Annotated in this window: 25 protein-coding genes; 16 read left to right on the forward strand and 9 right to left on the reverse strand. The window is 65.2% G+C overall.

The genetic code is table 11. The features are described 5' to 3' along the window. Positions 1 to 35 precede the first annotated feature (35 nt). Positions 36 to 1,181, forward strand: a complete 1,146-nt coding sequence (aroC, locus tag ACSC1Y_RS15025) for a chorismate synthase (protein ID WP_435335735.1) — start codon at positions 36 to 38, stop codon at positions 1,179 to 1,181. Positions 1,182 to 1,216: 35 nt separating this feature from the next. On the opposite strand, the gene ACSC1Y_RS15030 is transcribed toward aroC, so the two are convergent. From ACSC1Y_RS15030 to ACSC1Y_RS15040, 3 genes are read right to left on the reverse strand one after another with little or no spacing between them, the layout of a single operon-like run. Further along, positions 1,217 to 1,726, reverse strand: a complete 510-nt coding sequence (locus ACSC1Y_RS15030; RefSeq protein WP_435335736.1) for a PNPOx family protein — start codon at positions 1,724 to 1,726, stop codon at positions 1,217 to 1,219. Positions 1,727 to 1,759: 33 nt separating this feature from the next. Then, positions 1,760 to 2,452: a hypothetical protein gene (locus ACSC1Y_RS15035; RefSeq protein WP_435335737.1), complete on the reverse strand. Its 693-nt coding sequence runs from the start codon at positions 2,450 to 2,452 to the stop codon at positions 1,760 to 1,762. A 30-nt stretch (positions 2,453 to 2,482) separates the two neighbouring features. Continuing rightward, complete coding sequence (locus tag ACSC1Y_RS15040; RefSeq protein ID WP_435335738.1) at positions 2,483 to 3,025, reverse strand: hypothetical protein; 543 nt, start codon at positions 3,023 to 3,025, stop codon at positions 2,483 to 2,485. A gap of 300 nt (positions 3,026 to 3,325) precedes the next feature. Here ACSC1Y_RS15040 and ACSC1Y_RS15045 point away from each other — a divergent pair, with 300 nt between their 5' ends. The 5 genes from ACSC1Y_RS15045 to ACSC1Y_RS15065 all read left to right on the forward strand — a co-directional run bounded on the left by ACSC1Y_RS15045 (position 3,326) and on the right by ACSC1Y_RS15065 (position 7,947). After that, a complete protein-coding gene (locus ACSC1Y_RS15045; RefSeq protein WP_435335739.1) occupies positions 3,326 to 5,233 on the forward strand; it encodes a 2-oxoacid:acceptor oxidoreductase subunit alpha in 1,908 nt (635 codons plus the stop codon). A 3-nt stretch (positions 5,234 to 5,236) separates the two neighbouring features. Further along, on the forward strand, positions 5,237 to 6,172 hold the full coding sequence (locus ACSC1Y_RS15050) for a thiamine pyrophosphate-dependent enzyme (RefSeq protein WP_435335740.1): 936 nt from the start codon (positions 5,237 to 5,239) through the stop codon (positions 6,170 to 6,172). Between the two features lie 128 nt (positions 6,173 to 6,300). Beyond that, positions 6,301 to 6,729 (forward strand): HTH-type transcriptional regulator LrpA1, encoded by a 429-nt coding sequence (lrpA1, locus tag ACSC1Y_RS15055; RefSeq protein WP_435335741.1) that lies wholly within the window; start codon positions 6,301 to 6,303, stop codon positions 6,727 to 6,729. 90 nt (positions 6,730 to 6,819) lie between these two features. Beyond that, positions 6,820 to 7,302 carry an SRPBCC family protein gene (locus tag ACSC1Y_RS15060; protein WP_435335742.1) on the forward strand — a complete coding sequence of 161 codons (483 nt, stop codon included), beginning with the start codon at positions 6,820 to 6,822 and terminating at the stop codon, positions 7,300 to 7,302. 84 nt (positions 7,303 to 7,386) lie between these two features. After that, positions 7,387 to 7,947, forward strand: coding sequence for an NAD(P)/FAD-dependent oxidoreductase (locus ACSC1Y_RS15065; RefSeq protein ID WP_435335743.1), 561 nt, complete (start codon positions 7,387 to 7,389; stop codon positions 7,945 to 7,947). 41 nt (positions 7,948 to 7,988) lie between these two features. Here ACSC1Y_RS15065 and ACSC1Y_RS15070 read toward each other — a convergent pair whose 3' ends face one another. Beyond that, the gene (locus tag ACSC1Y_RS15070; protein ID WP_435335744.1) at positions 7,989 to 8,846 is read right to left on the reverse strand and encodes a DMT family transporter; all 858 of its coding nucleotides are present in this window, start codon (positions 8,844 to 8,846) and stop codon (positions 7,989 to 7,991) included. A 126-nt stretch (positions 8,847 to 8,972) separates the two neighbouring features. Here ACSC1Y_RS15070 and ACSC1Y_RS15075 point away from each other — a divergent pair, with 126 nt between their 5' ends. Continuing rightward, positions 8,973 to 9,956: a DMT family transporter gene (locus ACSC1Y_RS15075; protein WP_435335745.1), complete on the forward strand. Its 984-nt coding sequence runs from the start codon at positions 8,973 to 8,975 to the stop codon at positions 9,954 to 9,956. On the opposite strand, the gene queC is transcribed toward ACSC1Y_RS15075, so the two are convergent. The 4 genes from queC to ACSC1Y_RS15095 form a co-directional block, all read right to left on the reverse strand. Continuing rightward, positions 9,935 to 10,693 (reverse strand): 7-cyano-7-deazaguanine synthase QueC, encoded by a 759-nt coding sequence (queC, locus tag ACSC1Y_RS15080; protein ID WP_435335746.1) that lies wholly within the window; start codon positions 10,691 to 10,693, stop codon positions 9,935 to 9,937. The two genes, ACSC1Y_RS15075 and queC, sit on opposite strands and share 22 nt — an antisense overlap. Positions 10,694 to 10,750: 57 nt before the next feature. After that, positions 10,751 to 11,536: a 7-carboxy-7-deazaguanine synthase QueE gene (locus tag ACSC1Y_RS15085; RefSeq protein ID WP_435335747.1), complete on the reverse strand. Its 786-nt coding sequence runs from the start codon at positions 11,534 to 11,536 to the stop codon at positions 10,751 to 10,753. Position 11,537: 1 nt separating this feature from the next. After that, complete coding sequence (locus tag ACSC1Y_RS15090) at positions 11,538 to 12,005, reverse strand: 6-pyruvoyl trahydropterin synthase family protein (protein WP_435335748.1); 468 nt, start codon at positions 12,003 to 12,005, stop codon at positions 11,538 to 11,540. A 116-nt stretch (positions 12,006 to 12,121) separates the two neighbouring features. Further along, complete coding sequence (locus tag ACSC1Y_RS15095; protein ID WP_435335749.1) at positions 12,122 to 12,481, reverse strand: ArsR/SmtB family transcription factor; 360 nt, start codon at positions 12,479 to 12,481, stop codon at positions 12,122 to 12,124. Between the two features lie 108 nt (positions 12,482 to 12,589). Here ACSC1Y_RS15095 and ACSC1Y_RS15100 point away from each other — a divergent pair, with 108 nt between their 5' ends. The 9 genes from ACSC1Y_RS15100 (at position 12,590) to ACSC1Y_RS15140 (ending at position 22,712) form a co-directional block, all read left to right on the forward strand. Then, positions 12,590 to 13,507: a prenyltransferase gene (locus tag ACSC1Y_RS15100; RefSeq protein ID WP_435335750.1), complete on the forward strand. Its 918-nt coding sequence runs from the start codon at positions 12,590 to 12,592 to the stop codon at positions 13,505 to 13,507. 125 nt (positions 13,508 to 13,632) lie between these two features. Then, complete coding sequence (locus tag ACSC1Y_RS15105) at positions 13,633 to 14,205, forward strand: chemotaxis protein CheW (RefSeq protein WP_435335751.1); 573 nt, start codon at positions 13,633 to 13,635, stop codon at positions 14,203 to 14,205. 127 nt (positions 14,206 to 14,332) lie between these two features. Next, positions 14,333 to 14,695 carry a chemotaxis protein CheY gene (gene cheY / locus ACSC1Y_RS15110; protein ID WP_435335752.1) on the forward strand — a complete coding sequence of 121 codons (363 nt, stop codon included), beginning with the start codon at positions 14,333 to 14,335 and terminating at the stop codon, positions 14,693 to 14,695. Continuing rightward, on the forward strand, positions 14,692 to 15,774 hold the full coding sequence (gene cheB / locus ACSC1Y_RS15115) for a chemotaxis-specific protein-glutamate methyltransferase CheB (RefSeq protein WP_435335753.1): 1,083 nt from the start codon (positions 14,692 to 14,694) through the stop codon (positions 15,772 to 15,774). The genes cheY and cheB overlap by 4 nt, the downstream gene beginning before the upstream one ends. Then, entirely contained in the window at positions 15,767 to 19,507 is a 3,741-nt protein-coding gene (locus ACSC1Y_RS15120; RefSeq protein ID WP_435335754.1) for an ATP-binding protein, read from the forward strand. The genes cheB and ACSC1Y_RS15120 overlap by 8 nt, the downstream gene beginning before the upstream one ends. A 25-nt stretch (positions 19,508 to 19,532) precedes the next feature. Next, a complete protein-coding gene (locus tag ACSC1Y_RS15125) occupies positions 19,533 to 20,138 on the forward strand; it encodes a chemotaxis protein CheC (protein ID WP_435335755.1) in 606 nt (201 codons plus the stop codon). Beyond that, a complete protein-coding gene (locus ACSC1Y_RS15130; RefSeq protein ID WP_435335756.1) occupies positions 20,135 to 21,379 on the forward strand; it encodes a chemotaxis protein CheC in 1,245 nt (414 codons plus the stop codon). The genes ACSC1Y_RS15125 and ACSC1Y_RS15130 overlap by 4 nt, the downstream gene beginning before the upstream one ends. Continuing rightward, positions 21,376 to 21,897 (forward strand): chemotaxis protein CheD, encoded by a 522-nt coding sequence (locus ACSC1Y_RS15135; RefSeq protein WP_435335757.1) that lies wholly within the window; start codon positions 21,376 to 21,378, stop codon positions 21,895 to 21,897. The genes ACSC1Y_RS15130 and ACSC1Y_RS15135 overlap by 4 nt, the downstream gene beginning before the upstream one ends. Continuing rightward, positions 21,894 to 22,712, forward strand: a complete 819-nt coding sequence (locus ACSC1Y_RS15140; RefSeq protein ID WP_435335758.1) for a CheR family methyltransferase — start codon at positions 21,894 to 21,896, stop codon at positions 22,710 to 22,712. Before ACSC1Y_RS15135 ends, ACSC1Y_RS15140 begins: the two co-directional genes overlap by 4 nt. 255 nt (positions 22,713 to 22,967) lie before the next feature. On the opposite strand, the gene ACSC1Y_RS15145 is transcribed toward ACSC1Y_RS15140, so the two are convergent. Continuing rightward, a complete protein-coding gene (locus ACSC1Y_RS15145; RefSeq protein ID WP_435335759.1) occupies positions 22,968 to 26,582 on the reverse strand; it encodes a methyl-accepting chemotaxis protein in 3,615 nt (1,204 codons plus the stop codon). Between the last annotated feature and the right edge of the window lie 45 nt (positions 26,583 to 26,627).

Here is a 26,627-nt window from a genome sequence, read left to right on the forward strand (position 1 = left end):
CAAACCCTATATCCCCGGGTGACCGAGACGGGTGTATGAACGGGAACCGATTCGGTCGTCTCTTCCAGGTGACGACCTTCGGCGAGAGCCACGGCGAGGCGATGGGCGTGACGGTCTCCGGCTGTCCCGCCGGCCTCGAACTCGACGAGGAGGACGTCCAGAAGGAACTCGACCGACGAAAGCCGGGCCAGTCGATGATCACGACCAGCCGCGGCGAACCCGACGCCGTCTCCATCAAATCCGGGCTGCAGGACGGCTACACCACCGGGACACCCATCGGGATGGTCATCGAGAACAAGGACGCCCGCTCGGGCAAGTACGAGCCGTTCATCACGGCACCGCGACCGAGCCACGGCGACTACACCTACTCCGCGAAGTTCGGGACGCGCAACTGGGGCGGCGGCGGTCGCTCGTCAGCCCGTGAGACGGTCAACTGGGTCGCGGCGGGTGCCATCGCCCAGAAGATACTGAACAGCCAGGGCATCGAGGTGAAAGCACACGTCAACCAGATCGGCGACATCGAAGCGCCCGAGGTGACGTGGGAGGAACTGCTCGAACACACCGAGGAGAACGAGGTCCGGTGTGCACATCCCGAGACGGCCGAGAAGATGAAGGAGCGGATTACCGAGTACCAGCAGGACGGCGACTCCATCGGCGGGAGCATCTACTTCGAGGCTCGCGGTGTGCCGGCGGGTCTCGGTGCGCCGCGGTTCGACTCGCTCTCAGCCCGCCTCGGCCAGGCGATGATGGCGGTCCCCGCGGCCAGCGCCTTCGAGTTCGGTCTCGGTCGCGAGGCGCGCACCTACACGGGAAGCGAGCGAAACGACGACTGGGAGTTCGGCCCCGACGGTCGGCCGAAGCCGGTCGAGAACGACCACGGCGGCATCCAGGGCGGCATCAGCTCGGGTGAGCCCATCTACGGCGAGGTGACTCTCCACGCACCGACCTCGATTCCGAAGAAACAACAGACGGTCGACTGGAAGACGGGCGAGGAGAAGGAGGTGCAGGTCATCGGCCGACACGACCCCGTCCTTCCCCCGCGAGGCGTCCCCGTCGTCGAGGCGATGCTGTCGCTCACGCTCGTCGACTTCATGCTCCTGAGCGGCCGCATCAACCCGGACAGACTGGACGGGAAGCCGGGCGAGTACGATACGGACTACCACCCCACCGGTCCCGAGTGATCGAGAGGGGACTGTCGATTTTCAGAACGGCGGTTTCAGAACACGGCCTCTTCGAGGTCGCAACGTATCAGCACCCTACCAGCCAACGCTGGTTCTAGCTCTTCCGGGGCCGGTACGCCCTTGCCCCGGATACGGAGTCCCAGTTTTCTGGCTGCGTTGGGGCCGTTCTCCCTGATGAACTGGTAGACGAATCCTGCAACTTCCGCCGGGTCGGTCACGGCGGTGCCAGTTCCCTCGTGCCAGTCACCGTCCACGAGTATCTCCAGCGGTCGCCCCCCGTCGAAGTTCCGCCACCAGCCGCTCTCGGTGAGCAGGAACAGTCGGTCGGACTTCGTGTCCTTGAGGCGATGACTGCCGACCGGTGTCGTGAAGACCCGTCCGGAGCGCCGCCCCGTGAAGCGGATGAGGACGAGGTTGCCGCCCACGAACCGGTGTAACGGAGACCGGAGGAGGAGGCTCACGAGTGGGTTGATGAGTTCGAACGCCACGCGTGGGAGCGGCGGTCCGGTCGCTTCTACACGACTCTTCTTGGTTCGTGTCGCCATACCCTCTAGAGGAGTTGGAGAGGTATAACGGCGTCAGACCGCGTCTTCGGGACGTTCGGTGTCAGCGAGTTCGTCGGTGTTATCCGGTTCGCCGGTGTCAGCGAGTTCGTCGGTGTTATCCGGTTCGTCTGCGTCCGTACCCTCGACGGTTGTGGAACGGTCATCGACGTCGGAGAGGCCGCGGGTTTCGATAGGGAGTGGAGTCAGCCGGACCAGTACCATGTCCAGCAGTACCGGTTGGAGCTCGTCGACGGTCGGGATGCCGTAGCCCTCGAACTGGATTCCGAGCAGTCGAGCGTTCGATGGGTCCTCGACCAGACGTTCGTGGACGAAGGTGGCCACCGTGCTGGAATCCGTCTCGACCGTCGCGACGGCTTCCACCCAGTCGCCTCGGAGTCGTACAGCGGCGGAGGCACCACCGCGGAAGTTCTTCCACCAGTTCGAACACGTGACGACGCAGAGCTCGCGGCCCTGGGCGGTCGATTGCGCATACAGTCGGGGATTTCCCAACCGACGGCCGGATGGCCAGTACGTGACCGGAACCGAATACGTGCGGCCACTCACCCGGCCCTCGAACGAGAGGAGACAGAAGGTGTGACTGATGAGCGGGTGGAGTGGTGACCGTAACAGGGCAGAGACGACCGGGTTGAGGAGCCTGACGGCCCACGCTGGTGCAGGCTCGACCCGCTCGACGCGGCACGGGCGGCGGGGAACGGCAGGACTCATACACCCAGTAGGGTGGCGACGGGAGTGAACTCAGCGTTCCGAACCGAGGGGGACGTAGGGCAGCTCTTCGGCCGATTCGTCCTCACCGCTTCCACGTCCCTCGCCGCCCTCTTCGTTCTCGATGGTGAGGAGGACGGCACCTTCGAGCGCTCTGAGATAGTGGGCGCGGACGGGTTCGCCGTCGCCTTCGACGAGCACGCCCACCCTCGCTCCAGCCTCCCGACCGTACGCGTTCACGTAGTCCCGGGTGAACTCGGCGACGCGGCGGCGGCGTTCGGTCACCGTTACCGTCATCGGCGTCCACTCGCCCTCTATCATGAGTTCGAGCGTGCCAGCTTCGGTCAGCGGTCGCCACCAGTTCCCGCGGGCGACGATGTAGAACTTGTCGCCGTGCGGGAGACGGTGTACACTCACGCGAGCTATCTGTCGCGTCTTCGTCAGGTGGTCGGTGACCCTGGCCAGAGTCAACGACTCGTCGAGGAGGGTGCGAAACGGGGATCTGAGTATAACGTCCGTCAGCGGGCCCAGTAGCTGGTACCGGAATCGTCGCTCGAGGGGCCGTGCCTTCGTCACTCGAAGCGGAAGTCCAATACTCTCAACCGAGTGACTCGTCTCGCTGCTCATGGGACCAGTACGGCGCCAATGAACATGAGTGGCCCCTAACGTACAGGTCAGTGAGTGGGACTCACGCGACAAGAGAGTCACGACGGTAGAGGACCTGAACGGGGCGTGAACTGATGACACGAAACTAGAAATTCAGAACTTGTTTTCAAGTTTATCACAATTAATCTGTGCTAATGTATAGCAAAGGCTTTAGTCCGACTCGGACGAACCTTTCGATACTCAGGCCTCATCGGGGGCCGTGACTATCGAATGACTGACGATGAACTCATCTGGCGAATCGCTGGCGGTTCCGGGGACGGGATCGACTCGACGAGTCAGAACTTCGCGAAGGCCCTGATGCGATCCGGGCTCGACATCTTCACACACCGCCACTACCCATCGCGCATCCGTGGCGGCCACACCTACGTCGAGATCCGGGCCGCGGGGCACGAGGTACAGTCACGGGGAGACGGGTACAACTGCCTGCTCGCACTGGGCGACTCGTTCGCTCGGAACCCGAAAGAAGAAGCCGTCTACGGCGACGAGGAGATCAAGCCGCTGTCTGAGAACCTGGACGAGCTCCGCGAAGGCGGGGTCATCGTCTACGATTCCGGCCTCTTCGACGAGGAGGACATCGAAGAGCTCGACCTCGAAGCGCGCGCCGAGGAGAACGGCTGGCACCTCTACCCGGTCGACCTCCGAGGCCTCGCCAAGGAACACGGCCGTGAGGTCATGCGCAACACCGCGGGTGTCGGTGTGACCGCCGCACTCCTCGACATGAAACTCGACCACGTCGAGGACCTCATGAACGACGCGATGTCGGGCGACGTCCTCCAGGCGAACCTCGACATCCTGCGCGAGGCGTACGAGATGGCCCAGGAGTGGGACTTCGAGCACGACCTCCGCGTTCCGGAGGGTGAACACGACGAGGACCAGGTCCTCGTTTCCGGCTCGAACGCCATCGCCTACGGTGCCATCGACGCGGGCTGCCGCTTCATCGCTGGCTACCCCATGACGCCGTGGACCGACGTGTTCACCATCATGTCCCAGAACCTGCCCGAGATGGGCGGCATCTCCGAGCAGGTCGAAGACGAGATCGCCGCGGCCGCACTCGCGCTCGGTGCGAGCCACGCCGGCGTCAAGGCCATGTCCGGCTCGTCCGGCGGTGGCTTCGCGCTCATGTCCGAGCCGCTCGGTCTCGCAGAGATGACCGAGACGCCGCTGGTCCTCATCGAGTCGATGCGTGCCGGTCCCTCGACCGGGATGCCGACCAAGCCCGAGCAGGGTGACCTCGAGCACGTCCTGTACACGAGTCAGGGCGACTCCCAACGCGTCGTCTTCGCGCCGGGTAACGTCGAGGAGGCGTACGAACAGACCCGTATGGCGTTCCACATCGCCTACGAGTACCAGATTCCGACCATCCTCATCTACGACCAGAAGCTCTCCGGCGAGAACGTCAGCGTCGACGAGAGCTTCTTCGACCGGCAGCCCGACCCGAGTCTCGGGTCGACGCTCACGGAGGAGGAACTCGAGGAGGCTGCACACGAGGAGTCTGGCAAGTTCATGCGCTTCCAGAGCGACCCCGACGCCACCGAGAACGGCGTCAGCCCGCGCTCGCTGCCGGGCCAGAAGGGCGGTCGCTACCTCGCCTCGGGTAACGAGCACTGGCCGTCCGGCCACATCGCCGAGGATCCGACCAACCGCGTCAAGCAGATGGACCGCCGTACGCGCAAGCTGGAGTCCATCCGGAAGGAACTGGACGAGGAACACGAGACCCAGCAGACCTACTACGGACCCGAGGATGCCGACTACGGCATCATCACGTGGGGCTCGTCGCAGGGCAGCGTCAAGGAGGCGATCGACCGCCTCAACGACGCCGGGCAGTCCGTCAAGGGACTCAGCGTCTCCGACATGATGCCTTTCCCCAAGACCGAGGTCAGCGAGTTCATCGAGAGCGTGGACGAGGCGATGGTCGTCGAGATGAACGCGACCGCGCAGTTCCGTGGGCTCCTCCAGAAGGAGCTCGGCCAGTACGGCCCCAAGCTCTCCTCGCTCCTCAAGTACAACGGGAACCCGTTCGAGCCCGCAGAGGTCGTCGAAGGCTTCGAGCTGAACCTCGAAGGGAACACCGACGAACCGTCCGCACAGGTTCGAATCGAACCCGCAGCAGGTGACTAGACAATGAGCGCATTCAACGCAATCGGAGAGGATCGGGAGATCGACCGCGACGAGTTCACGCCGTCGAACGAGCCGCAGCCGACGTGGTGTCCGGGCTGTGGTGACTTCGGTGTCCTCAAGGCGCTGAAACAGGCGCTTCCCGAGGTCGGCCTGAACCCGGAGGAAGTCCTGACCGTCACCGGTATCGGCTGTTCCGGCAAGCTGAACAGCTACCTCGACGGCTACGGCTTCCACACCATCCACGGCCGCTCGCTGCCGGTCGCCCGCGCGGCGAAGCTGGCGAACGACGGCCTCGAGGTCATCGCCGCCGGCGGTGACGGTGACGGCTACGGTATCGGCGGGAACCACTTCATGCACACCGCCCGGGAGAACCACGACATGACCTACATCGTGTTCAACAACGAGGTCTTCGGCCTGACGAAGGGCCAGACCTCGCCCACCTCCCCCAAGGGCCACAAGTCGAAGACGACGCCGCACGGGAACACGAAGACGCCCATCCGGCCGCTCTCGCTCGCCCTGACGTCCGGCGCGACCTACATCGCCCGCACCGCTGCGGTCAACCCGAACCAGGCCAAGGAGATCATCAAGGAAGCCATCGAGCACGACGGCTTCGCACACGTCGACTTCCTGACCCAGTGCCCGACCTGGAACAAGGACGCAAAGCAGTACGTCCCGTACATCGACATCCAGGACTCCGACGACTACGAGCACGACCTCAACGACCGTCAGGAGGCCGCCGAGATGATGTACGAGACCGAGACGCAGCTCTACGAGGGTAAGGTTCTCACGGGTCGCTACTACGTCGACGACGAGAGCCAGTCCTACCAGCGTCAGAAGATGGACATCGGCGAGATGCCCGAAGAGCCGCTTGCGGAGCGCTACTTCGACGACGACTACGAGTGGGAGCGCAGCTACGACCTGCTCGAGCGTCACAAGTAAGCGACCGCACGGACTCGGCGGCCCCGGACGCGGCCGCTATCGGCAGGCGAACCGAACCGGTCGCCAGACCGAGGTGATTCGGTTTTCGAATTCAAAACTTATTTTTCTCCGGGCGCAAACTAATCCACATGAGCACGCAGTCGACGGCCGACCGTATCCTATCGGTTCTCGAGGAGGACGCCCAGGCCTCCTACGCGGAGATCGCCGACCGCGCAGAGGTGTCGAAACCGACCGTTCGGAAGTACATCCGACAGCTGGAGGAAGAGGGCGTCATCGTCGGCTACTCCGCGGACGTCGACCCGAAGAAGCTGTCCAGCCAGTCCATCGCGCTGGTCGGCATCGACGTCGACAGCGGGATGTACGTCGAGACGACCCGCACTCTGAAGGAGCTCGACGCGGTCGAGTCGCTCTACACCTCCAGCGGCGACCACATGCTGATGGCGGAGGTCCGCGCGGCAGACGGGGACGAGCTGGGCGACGTCATCCACGACGAGATACTCTCGCTCGCGGGCGTCACCGCGGCCCATCCGTCGTTCCTGCAGGAGCGGCTGAAGTAAACGCCGACGAACCGCGACACCCAGCACTCGTCGACTGCTCACGGTGCCGGCTTCCGCCCCTTTTTGCCACTCTGTGCCCTACACTCGCCCATGCCCGTCTACCAGCGCGAGACGTTCGTCCGCGCACCGTTCGAGACCGTCTGGGACTTCCACTCGCACGTCTCCGGTCTCACCGCCCTCACCCCCGACTGGATGAACCTCCGTATCGAGAAGGTGGTCGGCCCCGACGGGGAGGAGGAGCCCGACGAGCTCGAGGCGGGGGCCGAGATTCACATGACGATGCGTCCGTTCGACGTCGGTCCCCGACAGGAGTGGACCTCCGTCATCACGGACCGTCGGGAGGACGAGCACGCCGGCTACTTCCGCGACGAGATGCGTGGAGGCCCGTTCCGAGAGTGGGTCCACACGCACAGCTTCTACGAGGACGACGGCGGCACCCGCATCGAGGACCGCGTGGAGTACCGGCTGCCAGGAGACGGCGTCGGTGACCTCGTCGGCCCGCTGGCGTGGGTCGGCTTCGAACCGATGTTCCGCGGCCGACACCGCGCGACGAAGCGACTACTGGAGAACTGATGACACCCGTCGCCGCCGCGATGGAACCGGCACACGGCGCGGGGTAGCTACACGTTTTTCACCGGCGCAGTGCTACTTATTCGCATGGCAACAGTCGCAGTCGTCGGCGGCGGCCCCGCCGGCCTGAGCGCCGCACTGTTCACCGCGAAGAACGGCCTCGACACGACCGTCTTCGACACCGACGGGACGTGGATGCACAAGGCCCACCTCTGGAACTACCTCGGTATCGAGTCCGAGGACGGCAGCGCCTTCATGGAGAATTCGCGAGAACAGGTCGACGACTTCGGCGTCGACCGCCACCAGGGCGAGGAGGTGACGGAGGTGACGAAGAAGGTCGACGGGAGCTTCAACCTCGTGACCGCCGGTGGCGAGTACGAGGCGAACTACGTCGTCCTCGCCACGGGTGCGAACCGTGATCTCGCGGAGGCGCTCGGCTGTGAGTTCACGGACGAGGACGTCGTCGACGTTGGCGTCTCGATGGAGACGAGCGTCGAGGACGCCTACGCGACCGGCGCGATGGTCCGTGCCGAGGAGTGGCGGGCCATCATCTCGGCGGGAGACGGCGCCTCAGCGGCGCTCAACATCCTCTCGAAGGAGAAGGGCGACCACTTCCACGACTTCGACACGCCGGCGGACGCGGAGTGAACGACTGCTCCTTCGCGGGCGACCAGCTGCCGGCCGAACGGCTACTTCTGAGCCAAGACCACGCCAGCGAGCACCAGCGTCCCACCGACCACGGTCGTCGGCGTCACCGGTTCCGAAAGGAGCAGGGCACCCAGCCCGACCGTCACGCCTGGTTCGATGGTGCTGAGGACGCTCGCCCTGCTCGCGCCGATGCGTTCGATACCCGCGAAGAACGCGAATATCGGGACGACGGTCGCGACCACGGCGATGCCGACCACGATGGCCCACGACTCGGGCTGGCTGGGTATCGACAGCGACCCCGTCGCGGTGCCGACGGCGAGGAAGGTTCCCGCCGCGGCCGGCATGACGTGCGCCGTGAGCGTCCGCGGCTGGACCTCGTCGAGCGTCCTGCCGCTCACGGTGATGTAGCTGGCGTAGACGATGGCCGCGAGGAGGACGATACCGACGCCGACCGGGTCCGCACCGGCCGCGTCCGCCCCGACAACGAGTGCGACGCCCGCGAGCGACAGCGCGAGTGCGCCGACTAGCCGCGGAGTCACCTTCTCTCGGCCGGTCACCAGCGCGATGGCGACGACCCACGCCGGATAGGTGAAGAGGACGATACCGACGAGCCCGGCGGTCATGTACTCCAGTCCGAGGAAGTAGAACCAGCTGACGAGCCCGTAACCGAGCGCGCCGAGCGCCAGCGCGACGCCGAGTGCCCGTCCACGGAGGAGCCGGAGACGTCCCGTGACGCTGAGCATCGCCCAGACGACCACCGTCGCGATGGCGAACCGGAAGACGAGTACGGTCGGGACCGAGAGCCCGGCCGCGTCGGCGTACTTGCCGAAGATGCCGAGCGTCCCGAAGCCGACCGCCGACGTGAGAATCCACCCGGCACCGACGGTCTCGTCGTCCATGCACGGGTCCATGGCTGCCGCGAAGTAAATCCTCCCGGTACGCCAGGCCGCGAGTTCCCGGTCTGGGAGGACGCAGTTCCGCGGTGTCGGCGTGGCGCGACCGCAACCAGTTTACTGGGCGGCCCCATGCGAGAGAACGTGTCTTCCAGTCGCCTCACCCGGGTCCCGCCGACGCTGGCTCTCGCGGTCGCGGTCGTCGCGGTCAGCACGAGCGCGCCGCTCATCGAGCTGTCGCAGGCGCCCAGTTCGGTGAAGGCGCTCTACCGGGTCCTGTTCATGACGGCGCTGGTCACGCCGGTCGCCCTCCGGCGGAACGCCGACGATTTCGCTCGTATCACCACGCGCGACCTCGGAATCGCCCTCGTCACCGGTATCGCGCTCGCGGCGCACTTCGCCCTCTGGTTCGTCAGCTTCGAGTTCACGACCATCGCCGCGAGTGCGACCCTCGTCCAGACTCAGCCGCTGTTCGTCGCTTTCGGCGCGTGGGCCCTGCTCTCGGAGCGAGTTACACGCCAGACGGTGGTCGGTATCCTCGTTGCAGTCGCAGGTGCGGCGACCATCGGCCTCGGCGCGCCGACGAGTTCTGCGGCCCCGCAGCCGCTTCTCGGGAACGGGCTGGCGGTCGGCGCCGCCGCGATGGCATCCATCTACGTGCTCGCCGGCCGGTCGCTCCGCCAGCGGGTGAACCTGTTCCCGTACGTCTCCATCGTCTACGGCGCCTGTACGGTCGGCCTGTTCGGCCTCGTGCTGTACGAGGGGCACGACCTGACTGGCTACCCTGCGACCGAGTACCTCCTGTTCCTCGGGATGGCCGTCGGGCCGGGCATCTTCGGTCACACGGTCATCAACTGGTTGCTCGAGCGCGTCGAGTCGTCGGTCGTGAGCGTCTCCCTGCTCGGTGAACCGGTCGGAAGCGCCATCCTCGCGCTGGCTATCTTCGGGGAGGTACCGGGCCTGGCGACGGTAGTCGGCGGAGCCATCGCACTCGTCGGTATCGGCGTCGTGGTCTGGTCTCGCCAGTCCGGAGACGCGAGCGACGAACCCGTCGACGGCCGGAGAGAAGCAGGCGGCGAGGTCGCAGACGAGCCTCAGTCCTCCGACTCGGCGTAGTCGGGGCGCTCGGCGTACTCGATAGGGTCTCGGACGCCGACGTTCTGGAAGGCTTCGAGTCTGAACGCACAGGAGTCACACGTCCCACAGGCGGGCTCGTTCTCGCGGTAACAGCTCCACGTGTACTCGTACGGGACGTCGAGTTCGGTCCCGCGCGCGGCGATGTCGGTCTTCGACCACTCGACGAACGGCGCCTCGATGCCGATGTCGGTCTCGGGTTTCGTTCCCACGTCGACGACCCGCTCGAACGCCTCGAAGAACTCGGGACGGCAGTCTGGGTAGCCGGCGAAGTCCTCCGAGTGCGCGCCGATGAAGACCGCGTCGCACTCGTTCGCCTCGGCGTAGGAGACCGCCATCGAGAGGAGGTTGGCGTTGCGGAAGGGGACGTACGAGGTCGGAATCTCGTCGCTGTCGGGGTCGGCGTCCTCGACCTCGATGTCGTCGTCGGTGAGCGAGGAGGCGCCAATCTTCGCGAGGTGGCTCGTCTCGATGTGGAGGAAGTCGTTCGCGTCGACCTCGTCGGCGAGCTGGCGGGCGCACTCGTACTCCTTCGCTTCCGTGTTCTGGCCGTAGGAGGTGTGGAGCAGGTAGAGCTCGTAGCCGCGTGACTCCGCCTCGTAGGCTGCGGTCGCGGAGTCCATCCCGCCGGAGGCGAGGACGACTGCGCGTTTCGTGGGCTGGTCGTCGGTCGTTGCTTCGCCGGTCGGGTCGTCGTCTGAAGTGTCGTCGGTCGTCATGGTATCTGAATCTGTGTCAACTGGTCGTCGGGCGGTTCACGTCTCGGGTGCGTTTCATCAGGTCTCCGGCGCGTCGTTCCAGAGGTCGACGTGCAGTCGCGGGGTGTAGCGGTAGCCGTACTCCATCGCGAGTTCGGCGACGGTTTCGCGGGTCTGTTCGAGCCGCTCGCGCGTCGCCCCCTCGGGCATCAGGAGTACGTCCTCGTCGCGGACCGGGACGCTCGCGGCGTCACGGATGTGGTCGACGAGGTCCTCGATCTCCTCCATGTCCTCGGAGCAGGTCACCACGAACTTCAGCTGGTGGTCATACGTCTCGACGAGGGTCGCCAGGGCGTCGAGGTCGATGCGGTTCGCCTCGTGGCGCTCCTCCCAGCCGTCCGCCGGGACCGACTGCCCGTCGTCGCGGGTCGTCTCCGGCGTCGGCGTGCTGTTCGCGAGCTTCGGAGAGATGGAGGCGAGGTCGATGGGGGCATCGGGGACGATGGTTCCGTTCGTCTCGACGGTCGTGTGGTAGCCGCGCTCGTCGAGTTCCCGCAGGAGGTCCGCCGTCGCGTCGTGGATGAGCGGTTCCCCGCCCGTGATGACGACGTGGTCGGCCTGCTCGTACGACTCGACTTCGGCGACGACCTCCTCGACGTCCATCCAGGCGTGGGTCGGCTCCCACGAGGTGTGATAGGAGTCGCAGAACCAGCACCGGAGGTTGCAGCCGCTGGTGCGGACGAAGACGCTCGGAACGCCCGCGAGCGTTCCCTCGCCCTGGAGCGAGTAGAACAGCTCGTTGATGGGCAGGTCGCCGTCCGCGTCGGTGTCGTCCCCGGGCCGGGCCTCGCTCGTGACGGGCATCTCAGAACTCGCTTCCGCCGCAGAGCTCGCTCGTCTCGGAGACCTGTACGGCGACGTCGGTGACGTTGTCGGGCAGCCGGCGTGCCAGCTTCTCCTCGAGGAGGACGCTCATCACCTCTGCCGTCGGCGGGTGGTCGAGCACGACCAGCCCATCCGCGTCGCCCGCTTCCTCGAAGGCCGAGACGAGCGGGTCGCCCGCTTGCAGGAGGAACCGGTGGTCCCACTCGGATATTACGTCGGTAATATCTCCCTTGTCGACGACCCAGCCCTCTTCGGTGAGGTGACCGGTGACGGCGACGGTTATCTCGTAGTTGTGTCCGTGCGGACGCGCACACTTCCCGTCGTGGTGGAGGATACGGTGTCCGGAACTGATACGGATGGGTCGGTCACGACCCACGTACAGCGTCCGTTCGTGGTCGGAGAGTGTGCGGACGCCGGGCTCGGTCGTGCTCTGCGCTCCCTGAGTCATACCTGGAGATTATCCAGGCCGCACTTGAAGATGCTGGTGTCGCCGAGTGCGACCAATGGTCGTCACTCGGGACGGCTGTCTGACGGTGAAGAAGCTGTGCGCAGGGCCGAGATTCGTCACTCCATCTTGTCCTGCAGCCGGTTCTTCGCCTCGGACCGCTCCTTGCGCGTGAACGCCGGGTCCGGCTCCGAGAAGTTCACAGCCAGCTCGTCGAGCGTCCGGCGGTAGACGTTCGTCCGCCGACCCTCGTTCGAGAGCTGTCGGCCCTCGCACTGGAGCAGCCCCGCGTCGACCAGCTCCTCGATGCGCCGATAGCACGTCGCGATCGGAATGCCCACCTGGTCCGACAGCTCCTGTGCAGACGTCGGCGTCTGTGCAGCGCACAGTATCTCGGCGCTGTACTTGTTGCCGAGCGTACAGAGTATGTCCGTCGCCTGTTCGTCGCGCCCTGGGTTCCGCCAGCTAGTTGAGCCCATCCGATACTCCGATTCTCGATTATCAGAATTGAATCTTGTGGTTACATAGTCCTGTCTTTATACTAACACACCGGAGATGGTTTCAACAGTTGCCTCGTATAGACGGCCGTGTCGACTCTCGAGGAGGGTGTACTGGAACGCTGGCCGGTCGGCTACGCGGTCTGGAAGATGGCCCGTCCGGCACAGTTGTTACTTATCTGTCTCGTCTACTCCTTCGGTGTCGCGATGGCCTGGGCCAGCGTCGGGGACGTATCGATGGCCGCTGTGGTCGCAGGCCTCACCGCCCTCCTGCCTACCGCCGCGAGCGTTCACTACGTGAACGAGTACGCAGACCACGGGACCGATGCACTGACGAGACGGACACCGTTCTCCGGGGGAAGTGGGGCACTCTCGCGGACGGGACTCGACCCCACGTTCGGGTTCGTAGCGGCCACCGTCGCGCTCGGTCTGGGTCTCCTCGCCACCGCGATAGTTGTCGCGAGCGGACTGCTGGGGTTCCTCCCCGTGGTCCTGCTGTCGACCATCGCCACCCTCGGGTGGGCGTACTCGGTCGGGCCAACGCTCGCGTGGCGAGGCTGGGGCGAGGTGACGAACTCGCTGCTCGGGGGAATAGCCCTCCCGCTGTACGGAGTCGCCGTCGGCGGCGGCTCGGTCACTCCACGGACGGTACTCGCTGTGCTCCCGTTCGGCCTGTTCGTCTTCGCCAATCTGCTCGCGACGCAGTGGCCTGACCGGGCCGCGGATGCACGCGTGGGGAAACGGACGCTGGCGACGCGGTGGTCGCGCCGCCGTCTCAGAGTCGCATACATCGTCGCAGTCGTGGGGTCGCTCTCGCTGTTCGTGGCCTTCCCTCTGTTCTCCGTCATGCCCGCGATGGTCGGCTGGTCCTGTCTCCTCGTCGCTCCCGCCGCAGTCGTCGGAATCCAGCAGTTCACTCGCCGCGAGTCGCCGTTCGTGACAGTCGTCGCGATGGTCGCACTCGCCGTCGTACAGTTCGTAGGGTGGGTACTCGTCGCCGTACGGTGAGTCACGGGTACGTAACGGACGAGTGTGAACGGACGCGGACGGGCGTCGAACGGGATGGCTCCGGAACTGAGCGACCGAATCGGGGGTCAACGTTTTTACCTGCCGGGAATCATACGGATACAGGAATGTCAGCGGACCTGCCCGACGAGCTACTGGACGTGGAGGTCGAGGAACCGACAGGTGACGGTCGACGAGGGACCCAGCCTGGACAGAGAGAGGGCGGTGAGCCGGAGGAGACCGAACGATTCGTCGTCTTCCGCGTGGGCGAGCAGTCGCTCGCTGTCAGCGTCGACGCCGTCAAGGGTATCGTCAAGATGAAAGAACAGACGCGTGTCCCACGCGCATCCCCCGCCGTCGATGGCATCATGGACCTGCGCGGGGAGATAACGGCCGTCATCGACGCACGGGCACACTTCTACACCACCGCCGATGAGACGCCCGTGGAGCGGCAACGCGTCGTCGTCTTCGACCGGGCGACGGACAAACAGCCCGTGGGCGTCCGCGTCGACCACGTGATCGGTGTCGAACTGTTCCCGCTCCGGACCATCGTGCCGAGCGAGCACACCGAAGCTGACGCGGCCGACCATCCGCTCGTCACGGCCATCATCCACCGCGAAGACGACGGCGAAGTGACAGAGCAGATTGGACTGCTCGATATCAAGGGCTTTCTCGCGGCCTCCGGGCAGGGCCCCGAGTGACTCTGTCTCCCCGAATCCAGCACTCTCAGGTGCCCTAACCCCACGAACACTCGATTATCGCTACTGATAACGGGGCAACAGCATTTATGCTCCCGCTCGGATTACCCGTGTTTGGTGTATTAACTGAATGTCGACAGGGGTGCTCATCGTGGACGACTCTCATTTTATGCGGAACCTCCTCAGGCAGATTCTGGAGGACGAATACGACATCGTAGGAGAGGCGTCCAACGGGGCCGAAGCGGTCAAACTGTACAAAGAAGAGAATCCAGACATCGTGATGATGGACATCGTGATGCCGAAGTGTAACGGCATCAAGGCGACAGCCGCCATCAAGAAGCTCGACCCGGGCTCGCGTGTCATCATGTGCACGTCGGTCGGTCAGCGCGAGAAGATGAAGCTCGCGGTGAAGGCCGGTGCGGATGGCTACGTCACGAAACCGTTCGAGGAACCCAGCGTACGAAAGGCGCTGAAAGACGTCGTCCCTGCATGACGAGCGTGCTGGTTGTCGACGACTCACAGTTCATGCGGACGGTCATCGGCAACATCCTCGCCGACAACGGGTACGAGGTGTTCAGCGCGAGCGACGGCAGAGCGGCAGTGAAAGCGGTGGCGGAACGCGACCCCGACATCGTCACGATGGACGTCGAGATGCCCGGCATGGGCGGCATCGAGGCCGTAGCAGAGATAATGTCGACGCATCCGACTCCCATCCTGATGATCAGCGCACACACGGAGGCCGGCGCGGACGCCACCTTCGAGGCGCTGGACGAGGGCGCGGTCGACTTCCTCGCCAAACCGAGCGGCGAAGTCTCCCCCAACATCGCCAGTCTGGCCGACAGACTGATCGAGAAGGTCGCCACGGTCGGGCGTGCGGACGTCTCGTCCATCGACCTGGAACAGGACGATAGCGCTCGAGACGTAACTGCGACGACCGGAACGCAGACGCCGGCCGACCACCCAGGTCGGTCGTTCGTCGAGCACCCCACGGTCGTCGTCGGCGCGTCGACCGGTGGTCCGAAGATCGTCGAGCGGCTGCTCCGGGAGCTTCCGGTCAGCCTCGACGCGAAGGTCATCGTCGTCCAGCACATGCCCGAATCGTTCACCGACCGACTCGCGGCCCGACTGGACCGCGTCACGAACTACGACGTCACCGAGGCCGCTGACGGTCTCCGGATCGGGCCCGGCGAGGTCGTCATCGCGCGCGGCAACTACCACCTTGAGGTCGTCGCGAACGTCGCCGGTCGCATCCGCATGCGGCTGAGCCAGGACGAGCGCCGCCACGGCGTGCGCCCTGCGATCGACGTCACGATGGAGACGGCCGCGAAGCGCGTCAGAGACCCGCTCTGTGCGGTCACCCTGACCGGCATGGGCCGGGACGGTGCGGCCGGCACCTGCGCCGTCAAGGAAGCAGGTGGAACGACCATCGCACAGGACGAAGCGACCAGTCCCGTCTTTGGGATGCCGAAGCAGGCGATTCAGACCGGCTGCGTAGACCACGTCCTTCCGGACGAGGCCATCCCGAACGCCCTCTGCTCAGTGTTCACTCAGGAGGCGCAGACCCATGGATGAGTACCTGCGAGACTTCGTTCAGGAGTCGGACGAGAACATCACGGAGTTGAACAACGCGCTGCTCGAACTCGAGCGCGACCCCGACCACGACGGCGCGATGGACCGCATCTTCCGCATGGCCCACACGCTGAAGGGCAACGCGGGTGCGATGGGGTTCCACCGCGCGTCGAACCTCGCACACGCCATCGAGGACCTCCTCGAGGCGGTGCGGTCGGGGAAGATAGCCGTCAGTCCAGAACTGATGGACGAGATATTCGACGGCGTCGACGAACTGGAGACGATGCTCGAGGAGATTCGTACGCACGGTGAAATCCGGACGGATCCGTCCGAGACCATCGAGCGACTCAGGGCAGTCCGCGCCGAGGCGACCGGGCTCCCCACCGTCGACCGGCCCGACGAGGCAGCCATCGACGCGGCCATCGCGGCCGCGGGCGACCTCTCCGACCCGGAACACGACGTGTTCCACGTCCGCCTCGCCATCAACGAGGCCGAGGACGGACAGAACGGTACTCTCGTCGTCACCGCGCTCGCGGACGCGTTCGACCTGCTCGGGACCGTCCCGGACGAACGGGCGATCGCGGCTGGAGAGTACGACGGAAGCTTCGACGCGCTCTTCGGGAGTGCCGTGGGTGAGGCCGCGATCACGGCCGCACTCGCCCCGGTCGAAGCGGTCGCGGACTCTCGCGTGACGGAGGTCACCGATGCCTACGAGACGGCTACCGAATCGGTCGACGAACCCGACGACGAGTTCGACGACCTGTTCGACGACGAGCCCGGTGCCGACATCGACTCCGATGCCGCACAGGAGATGTCGGTCGACGACCTCCTGTCCGCGTTCGACGACTACGACGACCTCGACGCGATGATAGAGGAGATGGACGACGTCTCCGGCTTCGACGACCTCGGCGATGCCGGCTCGTTCGACGACATCGACTTCGGTGAGGACTCCCCCGCGGAAGACGAGCTCGCGACCGGTTCCGACGACGGGATAGCGGTCGACGAGCCGGGTGAATCCGACACCGAAGCCGAAGCCGAACCGCCCGCGGTGCCGGACGAGGAGCCGAACGAACAGGTCGACGACGCGGCCGCGACCTTCGCGGAACTGAAAGAGGAGGTCGACCCGGTCGGTTTCGACGAACTTCAGGCGGAGCTCGACGAACTCGAGTTTGACGAGTACGCCGACGAAGAGGAGGTCGGCTTCGACGAACTCCTCGGAGAGGACTTCGAGGAGTCCGACGACGACTTCTTCGCGACCGGCGGTAGCAGCCTCGACAGCGGGGAAGACGAGGTCTCCCTCGACGAACTCGTCGGGGACGACCTGGACGCCGGAGATGACATTGCGGCCGACGCACAGTCGGACCCGACCGACGTCTCTGGGTCAGACGTCTCCGCGGCTGGAGACAGCGAGGTCGCCGTCGAAGCGGATGCGGACAGCGAGGTCGCCGTCGAAGCGGATGCGGACGGCAAGGTCGCAGCCGAAGCTGACGGAGCCGACGTTGCCGAGGCAGACGCTGCTGTCGTCGACGCCGACGGGGCCGACGATGACACCACCGACGCTGGCGACTCAGACGTCGACGAGCCAGACTCAATCGAAGCCGACGTCGACGCTCCGGTCGTCACCGACGACTCGGACGACGACAGCTTCGGTGGCTCGCTCGAAGAGCGCGTCGAGGAGACCTCCGACTCGGAAATCGAGTCCGAATCGGGCGGTGTCACCGAGCCCGAACTGGTCGACGAATCTGACCAGGTCGACGAGTCCAGTGCAGTCGAACCGGAAGCCGACGACGACTTCGGTGGCGGTTTCACCGACGCATCGGCCGACGAGTTCGGCGGTGGCTTCATCGCCGGGTTCGACGACGGCACGGACGACTTCGAACTCGAATCGGCGGATCCGTCCCAGACCGCGGCCGCCGCCGCGCGACCGGTGAGCGACACCGACTCTGCGACCGGCGCTGCCGACACGGACGACGCCGACGGGTCCACGACGACCGACGAGGCGGACTCGACCGTCGACGTCTCGGAAGTTCTGGACGCCGCAGACGAGTTCGAAACGCCAGACGCCGCAGACGTAGCCGGCGAGTTCGGTTCGTCGGACGACGCCGACGATACCGACCCGCTGGCTGGCGATCCTTCCCCCGACGACGTGGACGGGGACGAGGGCGCGGCCGACACCGGCAGCGAGACGACCCTCGACACGGGGACCGACGAAACCCGGAGGACGAGCTGGTCCCGAGCGGACGACGAAGACCTCGATTCGGTCGAGGTCGGCACGTTCGAACTGGGGGAACCGGACGAATCGGAGACCGTCGACGCGACGGTCGATACGGCAGACTTCGACGAGGTGGCGACGGACAGCGGGTTCGAGGCCGCCGCATCGCAGTCAGATTCCGTCGGTTTCGGCGCTGGAGAGGACGTCGCCGACTTCTCGGAGCTCGCCGGCTTCGACTCCGGCTTCGACGAACCGCCTGAGGAGGCGGCTTCCGAGCAGACGGAAACAGACTCGGAATCCGCCGGGCCCGTCGTCGATGGATCCGCGTACGACGTCGACATCCAGACGCTCGACGACGAGCGCGGAGACGACGAGCGAGAAAGCGAGATACAGTCCGTCCGCATCGACGTCGAACAGATCGACCGGCTGCTCAACCTCGTCGAGGGGCTGGTCACCAGCCGTGTCCGGCTCCGACGGACCGTCGAGGAGGGTGCAGACCCCGTCGAACTCGACAACGAGCTGGACGAACTGGAGGACATCACCGGCGAACTGCAGGATACCGTCATGGACGTCCGTCTGGTGCCGGTCAAGATGGCGACCAACAAGCTGCCGCGGGTGGTGCGCGACATCGCTCGCGAGCAGGACAAACAGGTCGCGTTCGACATCGAGGGCGAGTCGGTCGAGGTCGACCGGTCCATCCTGGACCAGATCGCCGACCCCCTCGTCCACATCGTCCGCAACGCGGTCGACCACGGGGTCGAGGAGCCGGACGAGCGCGAGGCGGCAGGCAAAGAGCCCGTCGGGGAAGTGACCCTCCGGGCAGAGCGCGCCCGCGACCAGGTCGTCATAGAGGTGGAGGACGACGGTCGCGGACTGGACGCCGACCGGCTCCGTCGTGAGGCGGTCGAGCAGGGCGTCCTGACCGAGGATGACGCAGACGAGCTCTCGGAGACGGGCGCTCACGAGCTGATATTCCACCCGGGTCTCTCGACCGCGTCGGAGGTGACCGACGTCTCCGGTCGTGGTGTCGGGATGGACGTGGTGAAGAGCACGGTCTCGGACCTCGACGGATCGGTGGAGGTCGAGTCCGAGCCCGGCGTCGGAACCACCATCCGGCTGTTGCTCCCCGTCACCGTCGCGATTGCGGACGTGCTGTTCGTCCAGTCGGGCGACGAGGAGTTCGGCGTCCCGGTCAAGGTCCTGCGCGACATCGGGCCGGTTCCCGAGGTTGACGAGGTGGACGGACAGGAGGTCATCGTCGACGGTGACGACTCGACCCCGCTCGTCCGCCTCGACGACGCGCTCGACACGCCGGGCGAGTCGTCGACCGGCGGCGACGGAATGGTACTGCGAATCAGAGACGAAGTGCGAACCATCGCGCTGCACTGCGACGAGGTCCGCGGGCAACAGGAGGTCGTCGTCAAGCCCTTCGAGGGCGTACTCGGCGGCATCCCGGGCCTGAGCGGTGCAACCGTGCTGGGGGAAGGGGAGGTCGTGAACATCCTGGACGTGAAGACACTATGAACGGACGAAACTACTGGAGGCAACTATGAGCTTGATGGTCGATATTCGGAAACTGAGTTTCATCAACGAGATGGCGAAGGTCGGGACCAACGGGGTCGCCGATAACATGAGTAAACTGACAGGCGAGGACGCGAAGATGGAGGTGACGAAGACGAACTTCGTCGACATTCAGGACATCAAGAAGCAGCTGGACGCTGGCAAGCGCGTCGGCGTCCGCGTCCGATTGATGGAGCCCCCACACGGGCACATCCTCATCCTGTTCCCCGAGTCGAGCGCGAAGAAGATCACCGCGCTCATGCTCTCGGACATGGTCGACGATATGTCGCAGGTGTCAGGCGAGATGGCTCGTTCCGCCGTCGAGGAACTCGGCAACATGATGGCGTCGGGGTTCATCGACGGCTGGGCCGACGTCCTCGGCCGGACCATCGATATCGCGACACCCCAGCTGGTCTACGCACCGGCGGGCGAGATCGTCGAACGGACCGCAGGCCTCGGCGGCGAGGAACTCGCGCTGTTCTTCGACTCCAACCTGACGGTCCCGAGTTACGACATCGACGCGGAGATCTACGCCTTCCCGAACCTCGAAGAGTTCGTGGAGATGGTCAACAGCATCGAAGCAAGGCCGTCATGAAGCTGGACATCACCGCACTCGGGACCTTCTACGAGATGGCTCGAGAGGGTGCAGGACTCGCGGCGGGTCGGCTCACGCGCATGACCGACGTGGAGACCCGCGTCGGCGTCACGAAGCTGAACTTCATGCGCGGGTCGGAGATACGCACGGAGTTCGCCGACGGCACTCCGAAGGTCGGTATCCGCGTCGAGCTCGACGGCGGGCTCGAAGGCCACTCGCTCATCATCTTCGAGCGAGACGCCGCGCTGCGCATCGTCCAGACGCTCGTCGCAGAATCCGGTGACACGGAGTTCGACGACATGAACCAGTCCGCGATGAGCGAGCTCGGTCAGATAATGAACGCCGGATTCATCGACGGCTGGGCCGACGTCCTCGGCACCGCCATCGACGTGTCGACGCCGTCGTTCATCGAGGGGACCACGGCAGAGCCGTTCATCGGCGACCTTGACGCCGCACCCGACGACAACGACCTCGCGCTGCTCTTCCAGAGCCAGATCGAGGCCGTCGATACCGAAATCGGCTTCAAACACTACCTGTTCCCCGAGCGAGACTCTATGGCGGAGATACTGGAACAGCACGGTGACCCGAAGAGCCGTGGCATCGAGTACGACAAGCTCGCGGGCTTCGACGAGATGGCCCAGCAGGGTGCGAAGGAGGTCGCGTCCAACATCACCACCCTCACGGGGATGGACACGAGCGTCAAGATCCGGCGGCTGAAGTTCGCCTCGCTCGAGGCGATTCCGCAGGAGATAGACGACGAGATGCTCGTCGGGGTCGCCCACGAGCTCGACGGGACGCCCTCGGGCTACCTGCTCTTCCTGTTCGACGAGCAATCGGCTCGCGAGGTGGTCAAGGCGACGCTTCCCAACCCGCCCGAGGAGGGCTTCGGTGAACTGGGAAAGAGCGCCATCAAGGAGCTCGGCAACATCATGGCGTCGGGGTTCATCGACGGCTGGGCGAACGTGCTCGGGACGACCATCGACCACTCGCCGCCCCAGTACATCCACGACTTCGGGGCTGCGGTCATCGACCCGGTCATCATCCAGCTCGGCCAGAACCAGGACTTCGCCTTCGTCTTCGACACGGTCATCATGGCGAACGACCGTGAGTTCGACTGCTCGATCTACGCTATTCCGGACGAGCAGGACCTCGAACGGGCGCTCAACGACCTGAACGTCGACAAGATAGAAGACGCAGAGACGAAAGCAGACTTCAGGATGGACGAACTCGAGAACGCATGAAGACCTACGGAAGCGAACCGGGCGCGCCAGAACCGGTACAGGTCGGAATCTCCGAGTTCGTCGTGAAGGGCAGGAAGTCCGCGGATACGCTGAAGTCCTACGGCCTCGGTTCCTGTCTGGCCGTCGCCCTGTACGACCCCGACTCGGGCGTCGGCGGGCTGGCACACGTGATGCTCCCCGACGGCGACGCTGCGGACGGTGCGGACACTCAGCCCGGGAAGTACGCGGACACGGCGATTCGGGCTATGCTCCGGCGGATGGTCGAGAAGGGGGCCGCCTACACCTCCGTCGAGGCCAAGATCGCAGGCGGCAGCGACATGTTCCAGTTCGAGTCGTTCGGCGAGGGCGTCGGCAAGCGCAACGTCATCGCCGCGAAGGAGGAACTGGAGAAACTCGGTGTCCCCATCATCGCGGAGGACGTCGGCGGGCAACGCGGCAGAACCGTCGAGTTCGACGTGACCACCGGTATCCTCCACGTGCGGACGGCGGACGGCGACCGCGGAGAGAAAGAACTGTGAAGGAGGAGTCGTCCGACGACGAGGCCGCCTTCCAGCGCGTCGCGTCGCACATCGAAGACGAGATCGGCTTCGCGACGAGCCACTACAACGATAGCTACCTGAAGCGGCGGCTCACCTCGCGTATCCGCCGGACCGGCGTCGACGGGTACGACGCGTACCACGACCTGCTGGCGTCCGACGAGGACGAGGTGGCGGCGCTGCTCGATGCGCTCTCCATCAACGTGACCAGCTTCTTCCGCAACCCGGAGGTCTGGGACGGCATCCGGTCGGTACTGCGGGAGCTCTCGGCGGAGAAGGAGAGCGTCCACGTCTGGTCTGCGGCCTGTGCCGACGGCCGCGAACCCTACTCGCTCGCGATGCTCGCCCTCGACGACCCTCGTGTCGACGCGGAGAAGTTCCACATCTACGGGACGGACATCAACGACGAGTCGTTGCGAACGGCCCAGAACGGGGTCTACCACAGCACGAGGACGGTCGACATCGACGACCAGCTCTCGTTCCTCACCAACTTTCACGCGTACGTCAACAGGAAAGACGGTCGCTTCGAGGTAAGTGACAGGGTGAAGCGGCTGGTCACCTTCGCCCACCACGACCTCATCAACGACGACGCGAAGTCCGGGTTCGACCTCGTCGTCTGTCGGAACCTGTTCATCTACATCGACAACGAGCACAAAGAGCCCATCCTCGCGACCATCTCGGACGCACTGCGCCACGGCGGCTATCTCGTCATCGGGAAAGCGGAGACCATCCCACCCAACCTCAAGCCGGAGTTCACCGTCCTCGACGGGCGGAAGCGTCTCTACAGGCGCGAGTGAGCCTCCTCCTCCACGTTCTCGAAGTCGGTCAGTGACGACACTACCCTGCCTGGTTGACGCGCTGTTCGGCGTAACCGACGACCACACCCTCGACCGATTGTGGTTGTACTCTATCGTCGACTGGAGGGTCATACTCTATCGTCGATCGGCTGCGCTCCTGCTGGATCGATTCCACGGGCGGTATCGACACCGCGAAAGCACGGAGTGTCCTGTAGAAACCGTGAGAAAGGTCGGAGAAGTCGCCGGTCGCTCGGCTTACTCGTCGTCGTCCGGGCGACTCTGTGCGAACGAGAACATGTCGTCCTCGGCCGACTCCTGTTCGTCGAGTTCGTCTTCGTCGGTCTCCTCACCGAACTCGATGTCGTCCATACCCGGTATCTCCTTCGTGGGCTGGTCGTCCACTTCGGACTCCGTTAGCGGCTCCTCGTCGAAGTCGAGTGCGTCGTCGAGTGCTGCATCGATGTCCTGGGTCTCGCGATCCGTCTCGACGGCCGCGTCCGCGTCGAGTCCGAAGTCGAGGCCCGTCGTGGAGCCGGTCTCCCCGGCGTCCTCCGACTGGTCGTCGTCGGTGGTGTCGCTCGACAGCTCTTCTTCGACGATGTCGGCCGGCCCCTCTTCGACGGTGTCGACCGGCTCCTCCTCGACGATGTCGGCTGGCTCCTCCTCGAATGTGACGTCCGGGGACTCAGCCTCGTGGGCATCGTCCGACGGTTCGTCTGCTGGAGACGCGGTATCCCAGCTGACCTCCGAACCGAGGGTGTCGGTGTCCCAGGAGACATCCTCCTGCGTCTCGCTCGAGAGGTCGATGTCGGCCTCGTAGGCGTCGTCCTCGACGGTCTCGAAGTCGACGTCGACTGCCTCCTCCTGCGTCACGTCGGCCGGGGACGCAACTGCATCGGGCTCGACACCCTCGTCCGCCTCGACCTCCTCATCCGATTCGACTGCGGCGTCGAGGTCGTACTCGTCTGGGTCGACGTCCTCGTCGACGGGACCGAGTTCCTCGACCTCCGGTTCCGCCGGTGCCTCGTCGAGCGGCGTGAATCCGCCCTCACCCATCGGGTCGAAGTCGTCCTCGATGTCTGCAGCGCGGTCGTCTACAGCGTCGGTGTCCTCGGTACCGACTGCCGGTTCAGCTGCCGGCTCCTCGGTCGGGACTTGTTCGTCGACGGCTCCGCTGGCGTCGTGCGTCTCCATTCCGTCCATCGCCGGGCTCTCAAACTGCTCGTCGACACCCGGGCTCTCAAACTGCTCGTCGACACCCGGGCTCTCAAACTGCTCGTCGGCCGGGTCTGAGCCGTCGTCGACTGCGAGACCGACATCGGCCGACGGCGTCGTATCGTCGTCGAACGACGCTGGCGAGGACAGCTCGCCGCTGAAGGCAGCTGAAGTGTCGAAGTCGGCATCTTCGGTCACCTCTTCCGCGACAGGCTCCTCGTGGAACTCCGCACCGGGCTCGTCGGTCCCAGTCCCTTCGGGAGCAGTCTCGTCTTCGACAACCTCGGCCGGCACGTCGGCGGACGACTCCTGGGGAGCAGCATCGTCGGCCGCCCGTTCGGGCTCGTCTTCGCCCATCAGTTCCCCCACGGCTGCCGTCGCGGCTGCGGCGTCGGACTGGTCTACGGCCGCGGCGTCCACGTCGTCGAGGACGCCTTCACCCGTGCTGAACTCGTAGTCCGCTTCGACGTCGGTCTCGAAGCGGTCGAGCGCTTCGCTCAGGCGAGATGCCTGGTTCGCGAGGTCGCTTGCGGAACGGCTGACCTCGGTGAGTGCGGTGGTCTGTTCCTCGGCGGCGGCAGCCACGTTCTCGGACTCGGCGGACGTCTCCTCGGAGATGGTCGCCGCGTCGTCGACCATGGCGACGACCTCCTCGGTGGAGGCGGCCTGCTCTTCGGTCGCCGCGGATATCTCCTGGACACCCGTGTTCGTCTCCTGGGCGTAGCCGGCGATCTCGTCGAGCGCCACGACGGTCTCCTCGACCGCGTTCGTGGTCGCGGAGATCTGCTGGCTCGCTCCTTCGACGGATTTGACCGACCGCTGGGTCTTCTCCTGGATGTTCTCGAGGCGTGCCTCGATGTCCTCTGCGGCGTCCTTGGTCTCCTCTGCGAGGTCCTTGACCTCCTGTGCGACGACCGAGAAGCCCTCGCCGGAACTGCCGGAGCGCGCCGCCTCGATGTTGGCGTTGAGCGCGAGCATGTTCGTCTGCTCTGCGATCTCGGAGATGAAGTCGATCAGCTCGTCAATCTGCTCCATCTCGTCTTCGAGGTCGTTCATCTGGTCCGTGACGATCTCGCGGTTGTCCTCCAGCTCCTGCATCCGGTCGATCGCCTCCTGTGCGGCGTCGCGGCCGTCGCGGCCGGTCTCGGCCGTCCGTTCCGCGAGGTCTGCGACCTCGTTCGAGGAGGACGCGATCTCTTCGATGGTCGTCGACAGCCCGGACATCTCCTGGCTCACGCGCTGGAGGCTGTCGTTCTGGCGGTCCGCACCGTCGGAAATCTCCTGGATGGACTCCGTGACCTGCTCGGACGCCGACCGGACCTCCTCGGAACTGGCCGTGACCTCCTCGGAGGAGGTAGCGACCTCGTTCGCGAAGTCCTTCAGCTGAGCCGTGGTCTCCTCTATCTCGCCGATCATCTGATTGAACTCCGTTGCGATGTCGGCCATCGCCTCGGAGTCGGATTCGGCGTTCATCCGTTGGGTCATGTCCCCGGCGGAGACCTCCTGCATGACGCCGCTGTACTCGTCCGCCTTCTGCTCGAGGTGACGGTTCATCTGTTCCGCCTCTGCTCGGGCGAGTTCCGCCTCCTCGCGGGCGTCGCGAGCTTCTTGAATCTGCTCGCGGAGTGCGTCACGCATCGAGCCGAATCCGGCGTAGAGCCGACCGATGTTGTCCACGCGGTGGGTATCGAAGTCCACGTTGAGGTTCCCCTCCTCCATCTGTGAGGTCTTCGACGTGAGTCGGTCGATGGACGTTGCGGTGTTCCGTCCGATGATGGTCCCGACGAGGACGATCATCAGCATCCCACCGAGCGTGGCGATGAGACCCCACTCGCCGACCGTCTGGACGAACCCGTACACGTTGCTCTGCGGGACGCTGACGGTGACGACGAGGTTCCGGTCGGGAACCTGTGCGTAACTGACGAGGTACTGCTCGTCCGCGTAGTCGTCGCCGACGGAGGACGTGAGCAGGCCCGGAGCGGTACCGATCTCTGCCACGCCAGCACCGGCCTGCGACCGGCCGAAGAAGTTGGTCTGGGTGTACGTTTTTCTGATGGCGGACGACTGGTTCGCGAAGACGACCGAGTTGTCGGCGGCGAGAATCATCGTCGTCTCGCCGTTGTCCGCCTCGATGGTCTGGCCGTAGTTCTTCACGTCGACGGTGACGACGATGACCTCGCTGCCACTGCTCGCCTTCACCGGGTAGGCGTAGGCGACGACGGGCGTCCCCTCGTGGTCGGTGTAGGCGTCGAAGACGACGCCGCTCTCGCTTCCGAGCGTCGTCTCGTCGCCGAGTTCCGCGGCCCAGGGTGCCTGCAGCTGGCTGAGCTTCCCGTCCTCGAACTTGTTCGCCGAGGTCGCGGCGATGGTGTTCGTCGGGAGCTTGACGTAGTGCATGTCCCTGACCCCCCGCTCGAACTGCAACACCTGCGTTCGGCTTTCGAGCGTCGCGTCTATCTCCGCTTCCTCACCGTTCGCCACCTCCTCACGCAGGGCGACGTTCTGCGTGATGACGATGTTCCGTTCGTCCCACTGCCTCAGGTTCCGCGCCTCTTGATCGGCTCTGTCCGCCAGCCGGTCGTTGACGCTGTTCTCTACCTCATCTGTGATCTGACCAGTCGCGACGAACCCCACCGCCCCAACTGCCAGCCCCATCACGAGAAGTGCGATGCCGAATTTCAGCGCATAGCTTCTCCGAAT

It is taken from the genome of Haloarchaeobius lipolyticus (assembly GCF_051208015.1).
Classification (GTDB): Archaea; Halobacteriota; Halobacteria; order Halobacteriales; family Natrialbaceae; genus Haloarchaeobius.